Origin of the sequence: Pandoraea fibrosis, assembly GCF_000807775.2 — a bacterium.
Lineage (GTDB): Bacteria > Pseudomonadota > Gammaproteobacteria > Burkholderiales > Burkholderiaceae > Pandoraea > Pandoraea fibrosis.
Genome location: NZ_CP047385.1, coordinates 5,367,596 through 5,383,536, shown reverse-complemented (window position 1 = coordinate 5,383,536; position 15,941 = coordinate 5,367,596). Strand labels below are relative to the sequence as shown.

Sequence of the window (15,941 nt, the reverse complement as noted above, 5' to 3'; positions counted from 1 at the left end):
CGTGTCTCGATACGTCGGCCCCGAGTCGACCGATCGACGGAGATTCCGGCCGACGTCTCAACCGATAGTCATGAGGTTGGCGTTACCCCCTGCGGCAGCCGTATTGACGGACACCGAGCGCTCGCACAGCAGACGCTCCAGCGCGTAGTCGTCGCCAGCCGCCAGTGCCTCGGGGGCGAGGCCTTGCATCGACAGGATCGGGCCGTTACGGGTGGCGATGCGGCGGTTCAGCGCCCGCAGTTCGTCACTGTCGCCTTCGAACAGCACTGCGGCGAGCGACGGTTCTGCCGCAGCATCCGCGCCGGCGGCCAGCACCGAGGCGCGGCCCTTGAGGGGGGCGGGCAGAGCGCTGACGAGATCGCGGGCGGCGGCGCTGTCGGTGAAGACGGCGTGATTGCCCGTTGCCAGTACGGCGGCCAGTTGCGTGCGCGCGCCGAGCGGCGTGGCTGCCACGCACAGTACCGGGCCGCGCGGCTCCAGACCGTAGGTGTTGCGCTCGCCGGTCGGTCCCGGGAGAACGGCCGTGGCGTCGAGCGCCGACGTTGCCAGGTAACGGTCGACGCGATCGATCGCAGCGGTGCTGTCTGCCGTGTTGCCCTTGGCGTGCAGCCAGTCGCGGTAGCTCACCAGTGGCGAGAGCGCGGCTTCGTTGCGATGGAGTTCCGGGGCCAGCGCGGCCGGACGGGTCGCCAGCAGACGCGGCAGATACATCGGACCACCGGCTTTCGGACCTGTCCCAGACAGACCTTCGCCGCCGAACGGTTGCACCCCGACCACAGCGCCGATCACGTTCCGGTTCACGTAGACGTTGCCGACATGGGCGCGCTCCGTCACATAGGCGATGGTTTCGTCGATACGCGTATGCACACCGAACGTCAGGCCGTAGCCGGTGCCATTGATCTGATCGAGCAGCTTGTCGAGTTGCGCGCGCTTGAAACGAATCACATGCAGCACCGGGCCGAAGACTTCGCGTTGCAGTGCCTTCAGATCGGTCAGTTCGATGAGCGTCGGCGGCACGAACGTGCCGTGACGAGCGGCCTCCGGCAGCATCAGTTGCTCGACCGGGAAGCCCTTGGCGCGCATCTGTTCGATATGGCGGTTGATGCCGTCTTGCGCTTCGGCGTCGATCACCGGGCCGACGTCGATGGCCAGACGGTCCGGGTTGCCGATGGCCAACTCCTGCATCGCGCCCTTGAGCATGTGCAGGGTCTTGTCGGCAATGTCGTCCTGCAGGCACAGCACGCGCAGTGCCGAGCAGCGTTGACCGGCCGAATCGAAGGCCGAGGCGAGCACGTCGTACACGACCTGTTCGGGCAACGCCGAGGAGTCCACGATCATCGCGTTCTGACCGCCGGTCTCGGCGATCAGCGGAATCGGACGGCCGTTGGCGTCGAGGCGGTCGGCCAGCGTGCGGGCGATGATGCGGGCCACTTCGGTCGAGCCGGTGAACATGACGGCCTTGGTGCGGGCATCGGCCACGAGCGCAGCGCCCACGGTTTCGCCGGTGCCCGGCAGCAGTTGCAATGCCCCGGCCGGTACGCCGGCGGCCTGCATCAGGCGAACGGCTTCGGCGGCGATGAGGGGCGTCTGCTCGGCCGGTTTGGCAATGACCGGATTGCCGGCGGCCAGCGCTGCGGCGACCTGGCCCACGAAGATCGCGAGCGGGAAGTTCCACGGGCTGATGCACAGCACCGGACCCAGCGGACGGTGCGTGTCGTTGGAGAAGCCCTGACGGATCTGCGCGGCGTAGTAGCGTAGGAAGTCGACGGCTTCACGGACTTCGGCCACGGCATTGGGCAGCGATTTGCCCGCTTCGCGCACGCACAGACCCATGAGCGTGGGCATATGCGCTTCGAGCAGATCGGCCGAGCGCATCAGGCAGTCGGCGCGCGCTTCGACCGGCGTGGCTTGCCAGATCGGGGCGGCGGCCACGGCGTGTGCGAGCGCGGCTTCCACATCTGCCGAGGTGGCTTCGATGACCTGACCGACGACATCGCGCAGATCGGCCGGGTTACGCACGGCACGCGGCGTGCCCGTGGTGCGTTCGCCATCGGCGAGCAGCGGCGCGGCGCGCCACGGTGTGCCGGCACTGGCGAGCAGGGCGGACGACAGCGAGGCGAGACGATGCTCGTTCGACAGATCGAAGCCCGACGAGTTGGCGCGCGACGTGCCGTACAGATCGCGCGGCAGCGGAATCTTCGCGTGCGGTGCGCCGAGCGGTTGCACCTTCTCGGCTTCCGAAATCGGATCGGCGATCAGTTCGTCCACGCTGATGGTTTCGTCCGCAATGCGGTTCACGAACGAGGTGTTCGCGCCGTTCTCGAGCAGACGGCGCACGAGGTAGGCGAGCAGCGTTTCGTGCGTGCCGACCGGGGCGTACACGCGGCACGGTCGTGCGAGTTTGCCCGAGGCGATGGGGCCGACGACTTCTTCGTAAAGCGGCTCGCCCATGCCGTGCAGACACTGGAATTCGTACTGACCGGGGTAGTAGTTGTTGCCCGCCAGGTGATAGATCGCCGAGAGCGTATAGGCGTTGTGCGTGGCGAATTGCGGATAGATCGCGTCCGGCACGGCGAGCAGCTTCTTCGCGCAGGCGAGGTACGACACGTCGGTGTAGATCTTGCGCGTGTAGACCGGATAGCCTTCGAGGCCGTCGACCTGCGCACGCTTGATTTCCGTATCCCAGTAAGCGCCCTTGACCAGACGCACCATGATGCGGTGACGGCTGCGGCGCGCCAGATCGATGATGAAGTCGATCACGAACGGGCAGCGCTTTTGATAAGCCTGCACCACGAAACCGATGCCGTTCCAGCCGGCCAGCTCCGGGTCGAAGCACAGCGCTTCGAGCAGATCGAGCGAGATTTCGAGGCGGTCGGCTTCTTCGGCGTCGATGTTCAGACCGATGTCATACGAGCGCGCCAGCTTGGCGAGCGATTGCACGCGCGGCAGCAGTTCCGAGACCGTGCGCTCGTGCTGGCTGCGCGAGTAACGCGGATGCAAGGCCGAGAGCTTGATCGAGATGCCCGGGCCTTCGTAGATGCCACGGCCGGCCGAGGCTTTGCCGATGGCGTGGATGGCTTGCTCGTAGCTCGCGTAGTAGCGTTGCGCGTCTTCTTCGGTCGTTGCCGCTTCGCCCAGCATGTCGTAGGAGTAGCGGAAGCCCTGAGCTTCGTACTTGCGACTGTTGGCCAGAGCCTCGGAGATGGTTTCGCCAGTGACGAACTGCTCGCCCATCAGGCGCATGGCCATGTCCACACCTTTGCGGATGAGCGGCTCGCCGCCACGGCCGATCAGACGTGTGAGCGCCTTGGTGAGACCGGCTTCACTGGTCGTGGTGACGAGCTTGCCGGTGATCATCAGCCCCCAGGTGGCAGCGTTGACGAACATCGATGGCGAGTTGCCCATGTGGGCGTGCCAGTCACCCTTGCTGATCTTGTCGCGGATCAGCGCGTCGCGCGTGGCCTTGTCGGGAATGCGCAGCAGCGCTTCGGCGAGGCACATGAGCGCCACACCTTCCTGGCTGGACAACGAGAACTCGTGAATCAGACCTTCCACGCCGCCGCCGGTGCTCTTGCCGCGCAGGGCGACAACGAGCTTGCGGGCGAGGTCGGACGCCGACGTGGCGGTCGCCGGGGCCAGCTTGGCCTGACCGACCAGCACGGGCACGCACTCCGGCTCGGGCCGGCGGTAGGCCGCCGTGATCGCCGCGCGCAACACCGACTGCGGTTGCACGTTCTGCGCGAACTCGAGGAACGGATGCGGCACCGTGTCGTCGCCCGCGTGGCCGTCGATCACCTCGGTCCCGGACTGGACGGCACCACTCAGTTCGGGCGGCAGCGCGCCGCTTTCGATGCGCTCCAGATAGGCGAAGATTGCCTGTTTGATGAGCCAGTGCGGCGTGCGCTCGATTTGCTGGGCGGCCGTTTTCAGCCGGGTGCGCAGGACGTCGTCGACCTTGACGCCAAGAGTGGTGTTAGCCATGGAAGGGTTACCTGATGACGCGAAAACGTGACACCCATAGCGGGTGAATTGCGGCATCGTAACCGGGTTTGATAAGAGGTGCAACCAGCATCAATATTCGGGTTGCACCTAATGCCGTGGTAGACCCCCGGGTGGGGTTACTTCGAATCGCTGCCGTAGGCCGTTCCCAGATACTCCGAGATCAGCTTGACCTGGTCTTCCGGGATGGGTGCGCCGTACACCTTCACCATTTTGGTGACTTCCGCACTCCAGAAGGCCGCCGGCATCGGTGGCTGGCTGTTGATGTAATCGACCGAGTGGCACATCACGCACCACGCGCTGGCCGACTGATGGCCCGCAAGGGTCGAGGCTTTCAGCTGGGATGTCTCCTGCGGCAGCTTGATGTCGAGCGCATGCGCCGGGGCGGTGGCGAGCGCGCCGGCCAGACCGAGCAGTGCGGCCGCGCAAGTGACGCGGTTGGCGAACTTCGAAACGTTCATGATCGTCCCCCGTCTCATGCCGCGATCACGCGCACGGTTTCCACCCCGTTGCGCAGATAGCCGGCCGGATTCCACAGCGATTGCAGCGGTTGCGAGACCCCTGCGCGATTCGTTGCCCTGACTTTCAACGCGTATTCGCCCGGCTGCGGCGGTGTGAACGACACCGTCCACTCGCGGAACGAATACCTGGACAACTCGCTGCCCAGTTGCGCGGCCTGCCATGTCTGGCCGCCGTCGGCCGAGAACTGCACGTCGCGAATCCCTTCGCCGCCATCGAAGGCGATGCCGCGCACGCGCGTGGCCTGGCCCGCCGCAACGTGCTGCCCGTCGGTGTGGCTGGTGACGAACGAGCGCACGGTGAAGCGTCCGATCGGTTTGGTTTTCTCGGGTGCCTTGCCGGGGGCGACGCAATTGCAGTCGTTGTCCGGAATGCGATAGGCGGTGGCCATCCAGAAGCCGTCGAACACCTTGTCCACGACGTTGATGTCCGCCAGATGCTTCACCCAGTACGTGCCGTAGTAGCCGGGCACGACCAGACGCACGGGAAAGCCGTTGAGCATCGGCAGATCCTTCCCGTTCATGGCGAATGCGATCATCACTTCGCCATCCATCGCGTGATCGAGGTCGAGCGCCTTCACGAACTCCGGCGTCGCCGGAACGATCGGCCGGTCGAGGCCTTCGAAGGTGACCTGCTTTGCGCTGGACGACACCCCGGCGCGCTCGAGAATCCGCTTGAGCGGAATGCCGCGCCAGCGCGCGTTGCCCATCGCCCCGTTGGCGATCTGCCCGCCGCCGACGCGCGGCTCGAAAAACCCGCGGCTGTTGCCCGAGCACTGATGCACCGCCACGATTTCCACCGGCGCGCCGAAATCCTTCTTGAGCGACGCAAGCGAGATGTCGAGCGGCCTGGCAACGCTGCCGCCCACGCGAATCCGGTGTTTCGCCGGATCGATGTCGGTGGGAATGCCCGCGAGGTGATAGCGCACGAAGAACGCGTCGTTCGGCGTAATCAGGCCGTCGTTGAAGACTTCGAACGGCGTTTCCAGTTGCGGCGGCCGTGCCGTGAGCCGGATCAGCGGCCGTTTCTGCGGATACGCCACGAGGTCGCGCTCGCCGTTCGCAAACGGCAGCGTGACCGTCTGCGGCGCGGCGGTGGCGGCGAGGACATCGAGTGCGCGTCCCGCGAGACTGGCGCCGACGCCCAGTGCACCGGCGCGTCGCAGGAAGCGACGACGCGAGGCTTCGGCCAGCGGGGATTCGGACGGTGGGAGGGACGGGGTGGCGAGGTGCGGCGCCGTGGGGGCGGCGCTCCGGTCGTGCGACTTCATCGTGTGTCTCCTGTAGGACTTCTTGTCGTGCGGATGACTGGAATCGTGCGACATGCGGCGTTCGACTAATGGCCGCATCGTCGGAGATTCTGACGATGTTGTCAAATTTCCGGAACGCTATATACCGATTTATATTTCGAGCGGGTCGACTTCAAGATGCCAGCGCACGGGGGCCTTGAGTGCGCGCAACTCGCCCATCCAATGCGTGAGGAAGCGTTGCAGGGCGCCGCGATGCGGACTCTCGACCACGAGCTGCGCGCGGTCGGTGCCGGCGATCCGCACCATGGTCATCGGCACCGGGTCCCAAAGGGAAATGCGCGGGTCGTTCAACGCGGGCGTGGCGGCGATTTCGCGGGCTTGCTTGAGGAACGTCATGGCGTCGTCGAGACGCCGTGCTTCGGCGCGCAGCAGCGCCTGATGGGTGTACGGCGGCAGCAGGGCGACGCGGCGTTCCTCCAGTTGTTGTGCGGCGAAGCCCGCGTAGTCGTGACGCATGAGCGACGCGAACAACGGGTGGGATGCGTAGCGTGTCTGGATCAGCACATCGCCGGGGCCGTCGGCGCGGGCGGCGCGACCGGCACGTCCGGCCACTTGCATCAGTTGTGCGAAGAGACGCTCGGCTGCCCGGAAGTCGTGCGAGAACAGCGCGCTGTCGGCGTTGACCACACCCACGAGCGTGACGTTGCGGAAGTCGTGCCCCTTGGCGACCATTTGCGTGCCGATCAGGATGTCGACCTCTCCCGCATGCACCTGTGCGAACAACGCCTGAGCGCTGCCCTTGCGGCGCGTGCTGTCGGCGTCGATGCGGGCGAGACGTGCGTCGGGGAAGTGCTCGGCCAGCGCTTCTTCAATGCGCTGCGTGCCGCGTCCCAGCGGCGCGAGGTCTTGATTGCCGCAGTCGGGGCACGCATGCGGAATGCGCGACTCCGCGCCGCAATGGTGGCAGCGCAGCCGCCGTTCGGGCTTGTGTAGCACCATGTGCGCGCTGCATCGGCGGCAGTCGCTGATCCAGCCACAGGCGTCGCAATTGAGCACCGGCGCGTAACCGCGACGATTCAGGAACAGCAGACTTTGCTCGCCGGCTTCGAAGCGCGCGCGAATGGCGGCGAGCAGGGGCTGCGATAGTCCTTCGTGCACTGCGCGCTGTCGCTTTCGCTCGATCTCCATGTCGATGAGCGAGACGCGTGGCAGCACGGCGTCGGGCGTGGCGCGCTCGGGCATCGCGAGGCGCACGTAGCGGCCCTGCTCGGCCCGTCGCCAGCTATCGAGCGACGGCGTGGCAGAGCCGAGGACCACGGGAATGCGCAGCCGGTTCGCGCGCCAGATGGCGAGGTCGCGGGCCGAGTAGCGCAATCCTTCCTGTTGCTTGTATGACGGATCGTGCTCTTCGTCGACGACGATCAGGCGCAGATGCGGCAGCGACGCCATGACCGCGAGCCGTGTGCCGAGGACGATGCGCGCTTCGCCGCGATGCGCCGCGAGCCAATGCCGGGCGCGTTCGCCTTCGGCCAGTGCGCTGTGCAGGGTGACGAGCGTCTCGTCGGGGAATCGCTTGCGGAAGACGCCTTCGAGTTGCGGCGTCAGATTGATTTCCGGCACCAGGACGAGCACTTGCGCGTCGGGTTGACGAAGCGCTTCGGCGACGGCGCGCAGATAGACTTCGGTTTTGCCGCTGCCGGTCACGCCGTAGAGCAGGAAAGGCGCGCAGGCGGGGGTGTCGGCCCCTTCGCCCGTGCCCTCAACCGCCAGCGGCGAAGGATCGAGGCGCTGGGCGCCTGCCGCTTCGAGGGCGTCGTGAATCGCTGCGACCGCATCGGCCTGTCCGGCGGTGAGCGTTTTGGTGACGCCGGGAGTGTCGCCCGCGACGGGATCGACGCCCGGGTCGGTCTGTGCGGCGTCCGACGCGTCATCCATCTGCGTTGCGTGCGTTGCGTGCGCCTCATCGTCCTCACGTATCGTTTCGTGGAACGGCACGGTTTCAACCGTGACCCATCCGGCGGCGGCCCATTGCTTGAGCACGTCGGCGGCTTTCGAGCAGAGGGCTTTGGCCTCGTCGGCATCGAGTGTGCCGGCTTGCGCGAGCCCTTCGGCCAGTCGACGCTGCGCCCGCAACCGGGCGGGCACGTTGTCCATGAGCGTTGGCAGGGCGCCGTCGGCGATCCGGTAGCGCTGCACGCCGCGCTGAGCGAGGAGTCGCGGCCAGCGCATCGGCGTGCGCAAATGGCCCGGGATGGCGGGCAGCGCGACTTCGCCGACGCCGCGCTGGTAATAGCGTGCCGCGAATTGCATCAGGTCGCGCCAGTCGTCGCCGAGCGGTGGCAATTCGTGCCAGACGGCTGTCACATCGCGCAGTTTTGCCGGGTCGACTTCGCTGCGCTGCGTCAATTCCCAGACGACCCCTACGACCTGTCGTCGTCCAAACGGCACCTGCACCAACTGACCGAGGCTCGCGGCCTGATCGAGCCGGTAGTCGAAAAGCGTCAGCAGCGGCGTGTCGAGCGCCACGCGGGCGATCGCCGGCGTGCCGGTGCGTGGATTGGCTACCGGAGACAACGCATCGTCGGTCGATGCGCAAGACGGTTCGGACAGGGCGTCGGCGCGGGTCAAACTTAAAGTGAATCCTGAGAAGTTTCGCTAAACCCCGGATTTGAGTCGGCTTTCCGGCGGAGGCAAAACGCTTGTGGATAACTATGTTGAGAACTGTGGGGATTATCGTCCGCTTGCCACGCGGCGCGGCCCTCACATCGCGTAACGCCTGGACTTTGCCAGAATCAAAAATGCTTTTTGATCAATAGCTTATGAATAACCCCGAAGGGGCATCCCCAAAGACTCTCACTTGCGGCGGCGCAGCGAGAATTTGTGCATAAGTCTTCGGGACAACTCCGCAAATTGGAGGGGTTATTCCACTGCGTTTCCCTTGACATTCCCCACTTGAAACGGCGGTTGGGTTTGCGCAGCGAAATGCCCCGCGAACCCGCACCACCGCTTGTGAGGATGGCCGATTACACCGTCTGGCGCAGCTTTCGGCTGTAGCTATGCACTTCGTCGACAAGCGCCGCGACGTGCTCGGGCTGGGTGAACTGCGAGATCCCGTGGCCCAGATTGAAGACATGGCCCGGTGCATTGCCATAGGCGTCGAGCAGCCGGCGCACTTCGGTGCGGATGGCCTCGGGCGATGCAAAGAGCGCGGTCGGGTCGAAATTGCCTTGCAGTGCACAACGCTCGCCCACGCGACGGCGCGCGGCGGCAAGATCGACGGTCCAGTCCAGGCCGATCGCGTCGGGGCCGGTGTCGGCAATGGCTTCGAGCCACTGGCCGCCGCCTTTGGTGAAGACGATGTGCGGAATCCGCGCGCCGTTCCACTCTCGGTGCACGCCTGCCAGTGCCTTTTGCATATAAGCGAGCGAGAACCGTTGGTAGAGGCCGTCGGCCAGCGCGCCACCCCAGGTGTCGAACACCATGATGGCCTGTGCGCCCGCTTCGATCTGGGCGTTGAGATAGGCCGCCACGGCGCGGGCATTGGTCTCGAGGATATGCGTCATCAGATCGGGACGCTCGTACATCATCGTCTTGACGGTACGGAAGTCGGCCGACCCGGCGCCCTCGACCATGTAGCACGCGAGCGTCCATGGGCTGCCCGAGAAACCGATCAGCGGCACGCGTCCGTTCAGGGCACGGCGGATCTCGGTCACGGCGTCGAACACGTAACGCAGGCTGTCGAGGTCCGGGGCCTGAAGACGGCGCACGTCGTCTTCGGTGCGCAGCGGACGCGCGAAGCGCGGCCCTTCGCCGGCTTCGAACGACAGACCGAGGCCCATGGCATCGGGAATGGTGAGGATGTCCGAGAACAGGATGGCGGCGTCGAGCGGGAAGCGCTCGAGCGGCTGCAACGTGACCTCGGTGGCGTAGGCGGGGTTCTTGGCCAGCGCCAGGAAGCTACCGGCCTTGGCGCGGGTGGCGTTGTATTCGGGCAGGTACCGGCCCGCCTGGCGCATCAGCCAGATCGGCGTGTACTCGGTCGGCTGGCGCAGCAGGGCGCGCAGGAAAGTATCGTTTTGCAGAGCTTGGGACACGTCGCGGCGGTGGGTTGGATGATTTGAGCAAGCGGCCATTTTACTCGGGTATCCGGGGGCCGGTCGCTTTGCGGGCCGTTATGCCGCACATAAGCGGTTGGCGGTAAGGGTTGGCGGTCTTGCGACGGGGATCGGGAGGGCTTGCGTCGTGACGGTTGGCGTCGGGCAGGCGAGTCATTAGTATTGAGCCCCACGAGCTGCGTCAGACAGTTCGCGAAATACGTGCGTCATCACGTCAAAACTCTGGAGACAAGTATGAAAGCCACGAAGAAGGCCGCCCGCGCGGTTCTCATGGCCGGGGCGGCGCTCGCCGCCATTGCCACCATCGCTACCTCCCTCACCGCTCACGCACAATCGGCCGCCGCCAGCCCTGTCGCTCCCGTTGCCGTGCACTCCCGGCTCGACGACATTGTGAAGTCGGGCACGCTGCGCGCCTGCGCGACCGGCGACTACAAGCCGTATACCTATCGCCGTGCGGACGGCCAGTTCGAGGGGATCGACGTGGATCTGGTCGCCTCGCTGGCGAAGTCGCTCGGCGTGAAGCCGGTGATCGTCCCCACGACGTGGAAAGGGCTGATGGACGATTTCACCGCCGGCAAGTGCGATATCGCGGTGGGCGGTATCTCCGTGACGCTCGATCGTGCGGCACGCGCCTATTACAGCAGCGTGGTGATGGTCGACGGCAAGTCTCCGATCGTGCGCTGCGCCGACGTAGCGAAGTATCAGACGCTCGCCGATCTGAACCAGCCCAGCACGCGGGCCATCGCCAATCCGGGCGGCACGAACGAACGCTTCGCCCGTCAGTCCCTGCCCAAAGCCACGCTCACGATCTATCCCGACAACGTCACGATCTTTCAGCAGATTGCCGAAGGTCGCGCCGACGTGATGGTCACGGACACGTCCGAAACCCTGCTGCAACACAAGCTCATTCCTTCGCTGTGCCCGGTCAATCCCGACAAGCCGCTTCAGTTCGGCGAGAAGGCTTATCTGATTCCGCGCGGCGACGACATCCTCAAGCAATACGTCGACCAGTGGCTCAACCTCGCGCAGAAGACCGGGGAATATCAGGCCGTCGTGGACAAGTGGCTCAAGTGAGCGCGCGGGGCTCAGCCCAGCCAGTCGCGCAGACGCTGTGCGGCGTCGTGCATGATCAGTCTCGCTTGCGGGACAAACGGCTGTAGCCTCGCAAAACTGTGCGTGAGGCCGGGCGCTTCGATGATCTCCGCCCGGCCACCCGACTGCGCCACGAACTGTGCGTATGACACGGCTTCGTCATGCAACGGGTCATATTCCGCCGCAATCACCAGCGCGTTCGGCAACGGGTGACGCGGGGCCTGCGCCGTCAGATTGATGCGCACATCGTCTGCCGACGGTTCCACGCCGCCAAGGAATTCGCGCCAGTACCAACGCATTTCGTCGCGCGTCAGACCCACACCGTCGGCCAGACGGTCGTAGCTCGGGGTGTCGAACCGGTACTGCACGACCGGGTAGATCAGCAATTGCGCGTCCACGATTCCTGGATGCTGATCGTTGAACCAGGCGGCCGCCTGCGCCGCCAGATGGCCTCCCGCGCTGTCGCCGGCAACTGCCAGACGATCGACGCGCACGCCCAACCGGGCGCGTTGCTCTGCCGCCCACGCCAACGCTTCGCGTGCGTCGTCCACGGGGACGGGGAACGGGTGCTCCGGCGCGAGCCGGTAATCGACGCTCAGCACTGCCACGTCGCCGTCCTGCGCGAGGAAGGCGGCCAGCGTGCCATGCGTATCGACGTCGCCGACGACCCAGCCACCGCCGTGGAAATACACGACCAGCGGCACTTCGCGGCCGACCGGCCGATATAGTCGTGCGCGCAGATTGCGGCCCGGCAGCGGAATGTCAAAGGTCTCGCTTTTCAACCCGGCCGGTAATGGGCGCAATGCCTCGACAGCGACGGTGGCGAACTTGGCGCGCACGTCCTGCGGGCTGGGCGTTGGCGCGTCGGCCGCGTCGGGATACTTGCGCGCCATTTGGTCGTAGTAGGCGAGTAGATCGGCGTCGATGGTCATGTCGGCAGGCGAGTGGCGTAAAAGCGGTTGGAGGAGAAGGCGGTCTTGTGTTGGTTCGGCAGCGGCGGACGGGGCGACCGACTCAGCGGCGGTTCGCTTGCGCGGGGGCGTCGCCGCCCTGCATCTGCCAGCGCTGGTGCTCGATCTTGACGCAGCGATCCATCACGACGTCGAGCCCGGCGGCCAGCGCAACGGCTGCCGCCTCGTCGTTCTCGATGCCCAACTGCATCCATAAACTGTGGGCGCCAATAGCGATGGCCTCTTCCGCAATCGGCGGAATGTCGCCGCTGCGGCGAAAGCAGTCGACCATCTGAATCCGGACCCCTTCGGCGCGCAGGGCTTCGGCGGCGTCCGTCAGGCTGGCGTAGACGGTCTCGCCCAGAATCTTCTCGCCGGAGTCGGCCGCCTGCGGGTTGACCGGCACGATCCGGTATCCCTGCTGCTGCATATAGCGAGATGTGGTGTAGCTCGGCCGGTCGGGCCGCGGCGACAGGCCCACAACCCCGATAACGCGGTCGCGCGCCAGTATCTTCCCCAGACGTTCCATGGTTTCCATGCGGGTGCGGCCTCGTTCGGGCCGGTGCTGTCGTTGGACGAAATGCTTGCTCTCGGTGCGCTGTTGCGCCATGAAGTTGGCGCGTCCGTATCGCGCACGCCTACTTTGTTGCCACGCACAAAGAATGAACTTAGCACATCGGGGAATCGGGCGTGAAATGCGGTGCCATGGCGGGTCCCGGTGGAGCGGCCCGTCTTCATGTCACTCGAGGGAGGATGTTTCGCCCGACGAGTTATTCAGGATGGCGAACCAAGTCGCAGTGACGAGGGCAATCGTGAAGTCCTTGTCGCGCAAGGCCGGGCAACGGCTTGCAACGTGGGTGGCACGCTCTAGGTGTTACAACCTGAAACACTTTGTTACCCCTCACGCCAAACGTTTCCACCACAATGCATCTCAACGCTGATGTGCTTATCCCCCGGTAACACAGCAGCGCGACTGTATCGGCAGATGGCGTCCCCCGGCGCAATTTGCAGCGCAATTCGATGCAGTGCTCCGAATCTGGTCTCCTCGCGCTAACCCCGTAGCGTGTGGTTTTGGCGGGCCCGTGTGTCCCGCCATTTTTTTTGCCTGCGAAGACCTACATCTTTCCTAAACCTTTCTCCGACATTTCCCCTGAATTGATTCGCCCTCCGACTCATTTCCGGAAATCGATTCACTCCTGCGTAAATTGGCGGCGGCAATGCCGGCCGAGTGTCGGGATTGCCTGAGAAACGACGCGACGTTCTGCTGCGTCATCCGTTCCGAATCCACCTTCAAGGTCGGCTCACCGTGTGGCTCTGAGCCAGGGTTTGAGCCAGCCCAGCCCGTCGCGTGTTGCGCCTTGCGGCCGGTATTCGCACCCGATCCATCCCGCGTAGTTCAACTCGTCGAGCAGACGGAACAGGAAGGGGTAGTTGACCTCGCCGGTGTCCGGTTCGTGACGCGCGGGGACGCCCGCCACCTGCACATGTCCGATGTTCGCGATGTATTGACGTAGCTTGACTGCCAGATCGCCTTCGACGATCTGGCAGTGATAGGCGTCGAACTGCACTTTGAGATTGCTGGCGCCCACTTCCTGACGAATGGCATGCGCCTGATCCTGACGCGTAAGGAAGTAACGGGGGAAGTCGCGCGGATTGATGGGTTCGATCAGGATCGTGACGCCGTGGGCGGCGGCTTGCCCGGCCGCGTAAGCGAGGTTCTCGAGATAGACCTCGCGGCAGCGATCGGGTGAGGCCGAGGCGTCGGGGCATCCGGCCATCACATGCAATTGACGACAGCCGAGGGCGTCGGCGTAGTCGAGCGCGAGTTCGACGCCATCACGAAATTGCGCTTCGCGACCCGGCAGGGCGGCCAGTCCGCGCTCGCCGCTTGCCCAGTCGCCCGCCGGCGTATTGAACAGCACCTGCGTCAGTCCGGCGTCGTTCAGACGCGCGCGGATCGCTTGCGCGGGATGGTCGTAGGGGAACAGGAATTCGACGCCCCGGAAGCCATCGCTCGCCGCTTCGCGAAAGCGGTCCAGAAACGGGAATTCCTGATAAAGCAGCGTCAGATTCGCGGCAAATCGCGGCATGAGAGTCTCCGTCGCCCGATGCGGGCCGGGCTGGGTGGGCCTATGCCCGTCACAATATCATTGCCCGTCGATCTGAGGCGCCGCCACGCTGCGCAACTGGAACCGGCCATCGTTGTTGAAGAGCCAGGTCTCGACGGCGCGCACACGTCCGCTACTGTCGACCAACGCCCGGCTGGGGGCCGGCAACGGGCTGGCCCGTCGCAGGCTGGCCACCGCGATGCGCTCCGCCTCGCGATCGCCATTGCTGCGATAGAGCGCGACGCTTGTCACGTTTCCGCTACGGTCGACCCAATACTCGAGCGAGACCACCGAGCGCAACATCGGCTGTGGATTGCCCGGTGTGATTTCCTTCGCGTTCACTTCCGTCACGCGTTGCGCGGCCACGATCTTGTACTGATCGAGCGCCGTGACCGGTGGCTGACCGGGTGACAGATTCAGGATGAGCGGCTTCTTGGGTTCGAAATCCGGATTGGCGCAACCGGCGACGGCCAGAACGCCCGAAATCCCGGCAACGATGACGAGCCATGCGGCGGCGGACGGTGCCCGCTGGCACCGGGAAAGTTGCGTATTCATGCGCTGTCTCCCGCAACGTTCGCGACACTGTTCTTGTAATTCACACGCTTGCGCCCGTCACGCAGCGTCTATTGCCGCGCGACGGGGAAAACACCTTTGCGGTCAGTGCGGTCGCGTCCCGAATGACCAATTCGGCATCAGCGTGTTGGACGGCAGATTCTCGTCCTGCAACTTTCGCGCCGTCTCCACGCCAGACACCGGCAAACCGGTGGGGTCCAGCAGGCCGATCTGCACCAGCACGCTCGCCTGATCCCAATAGATATGCTCATGCTCGAGCTTGTCGCCCCGGAACCGCACGATGGCGACCAGCGGAATCTCGACGCGGCGTCCGGTGGGCTCGACACCCGGCAACATCCAGTCGACCGGCGTCGTATGCGTAAAGCAGAACAGCAATTCGTCGACGAGTTGCGTCGCGCCGATCGTTCGCGAAATCGGAATCAGCTTGGTGTCTGGTGGATTGCTGTTGACGAAGTGGTTCCGGTAAAAGTGCGCCAGTTGCTGATGGCCCACCCCGCCCGTCATCGTCGGAATGTGATTGACATACGGCTCGGCCACCATCGTCTTCATCAACGGATCGATCTCGCGGATGGCGAACTCATACGCGCAATGCGTCTCCCAGAGCGACGCGAAGTCATAGTGCGGGCCCAGGACACGACGCACGGCACCGATGGTGCGCTGATGCGCGAGCTGCGTCGCCGCCCGGTTGAAGTGATCGCCGGGGCGGGCGAAGGCATGATCGGCGTCGGGATAGCTGTAGAGCGTGATGTTGGCGTGCTCGCCCAACCGTGTGGCGAGGGTCTCCCGGACTTCGGCGGGTGCATATTTGTCGAGTTCGGCAATGTGCAGCACGAGTGGCGGGTGCTCGCCGGCCAGTTCGTCGATGTGCTGCTCCAACCCCACGCCGTAATAGCCCACGGCCACGTCTGCGCTCGTGCGCGTGACCGACAGGGCGGCCAGCTTGCCGCCAAGGCAGTAGCCGACGACCCCCACACCCCCGACACATTCGGGTAACGCACGCAAGGCGTCGACGCTCGCGCCGACATCTTCCATTCCAAGGTCTACATCGAAGCTCTGGAACAAGGCGAACGCGCGCTGCCAGTCGCCGGACGAATAGCCCAGCTCGATACCCGGCTCGATGCGCCAGAACAGATCGGGCGCCAGCACGACGTAGCCCTCTTCGGCGTATCGATCGGCAAGCTCGCGTATGTAAGCGTTCACGCCGAAAATCTCCTGACACAGCACCAGTCCCGGACCTTTTCCCGGCCCTTTGGGAAGCGCCAGATAGGCCTGAAAGGTTTTGCCGTCGCGCGACTTGATGCTGATGAAGCGTCCTGCCATGTCACTGTCTCCTGAA

11 protein-coding genes are annotated in these 15,941 nt (G+C 65.0%); 1 reads left to right on the top strand and 10 read right to left on the bottom strand.

Annotation, left to right across the window (positions count from 1 at the left end):
* Nucleotides 1–57: 57 nt before the first annotated feature.
* From putA to hemE, 5 genes are all read right to left on the bottom strand, one after another.
* A complete protein-coding gene (putA, locus tag PI93_RS23770; protein WP_039372915.1) occupies nt 58–3,981 on the bottom strand; it encodes a trifunctional transcriptional regulator/proline dehydrogenase/L-glutamate gamma-semialdehyde dehydrogenase in 3,924 nt (1,307 codons plus the stop codon).
* A 137-nt stretch (nt 3,982–4,118) separates the two neighbouring features.
* Nucleotides 4,119–4,460: a SorB family sulfite dehydrogenase c-type cytochrome subunit gene (sorB, locus tag PI93_RS23765; protein ID WP_052240838.1), complete on the bottom strand. Its 342-nt coding sequence runs from the start codon at nt 4,458–4,460 to the stop codon at nt 4,119–4,121.
* 14 nt (nt 4,461–4,474) lie between these two features.
* Nucleotides 4,475–5,788: a SorA family sulfite dehydrogenase catalytic subunit gene (gene sorA, locus PI93_RS23760; RefSeq protein ID WP_236105674.1), complete on the bottom strand. Its 1,314-nt coding sequence runs from the start codon at nt 5,786–5,788 to the stop codon at nt 4,475–4,477.
* 129 nt (nt 5,789–5,917) lie between these two features.
* The gene (locus PI93_RS23755) at nt 5,918–8,395 is read right to left on the bottom strand and encodes a primosomal protein N' (RefSeq protein ID WP_080759310.1); all 2,478 of its coding nucleotides are present in this window, start codon (nt 8,393–8,395) and stop codon (nt 5,918–5,920) included.
* 395 nt (nt 8,396–8,790) lie between these two features.
* Complete coding sequence (hemE, locus tag PI93_RS23750) at nt 8,791–9,861, bottom strand: uroporphyrinogen decarboxylase (RefSeq protein ID WP_039373050.1); 1,071 nt, start codon at nt 9,859–9,861, stop codon at nt 8,791–8,793.
* 291 nt (nt 9,862–10,152) lie between these two features.
* Here hemE and PI93_RS23745 point away from each other — a divergent pair, with 291 nt between their 5' ends.
* Nucleotides 10,153–10,956, top strand: a complete 804-nt coding sequence (locus tag PI93_RS23745; protein WP_039373053.1) for a transporter substrate-binding domain-containing protein — start codon at nt 10,153–10,155, stop codon at nt 10,954–10,956.
* A gap of 11 nt (nt 10,957–10,967) precedes the next feature.
* On the opposite strand, the gene PI93_RS23740 is transcribed toward PI93_RS23745, so the two are convergent.
* The 5 genes from PI93_RS23740 to PI93_RS23720 all read right to left on the bottom strand — a co-directional run bounded on the left by PI93_RS23740 (nt 10,968) and on the right by PI93_RS23720 (nt 15,925).
* Complete coding sequence (locus PI93_RS23740) at nt 10,968–11,906, bottom strand: alpha/beta hydrolase (protein WP_039372918.1); 939 nt, start codon at nt 11,904–11,906, stop codon at nt 10,968–10,970.
* An 82-nt stretch (nt 11,907–11,988) separates the two neighbouring features.
* Nucleotides 11,989–12,462, bottom strand: a complete 474-nt coding sequence (locus tag PI93_RS23735; RefSeq protein WP_052240854.1) for a CoA-binding protein — start codon at nt 12,460–12,462, stop codon at nt 11,989–11,991.
* Nucleotides 12,463–13,225: 763 nt separating this feature from the next.
* Entirely contained in the window at nt 13,226–14,014 is a 789-nt protein-coding gene (gene otnI / locus PI93_RS23730) for a 2-oxo-tetronate isomerase (protein ID WP_039372922.1), read from the bottom strand.
* A gap of 57 nt (nt 14,015–14,071) precedes the next feature.
* Entirely contained in the window at nt 14,072–14,587 is a 516-nt protein-coding gene (locus tag PI93_RS23725) for an energy transducer TonB family protein (protein WP_039372924.1), read from the bottom strand.
* A 102-nt stretch (nt 14,588–14,689) separates the two neighbouring features.
* Nucleotides 14,690–15,925, bottom strand: a complete 1,236-nt coding sequence (locus PI93_RS23720; RefSeq protein WP_039372927.1) for a dienelactone hydrolase family protein — start codon at nt 15,923–15,925, stop codon at nt 14,690–14,692.
* Nucleotides 15,926–15,941: the final 16 nt, after the last annotated feature.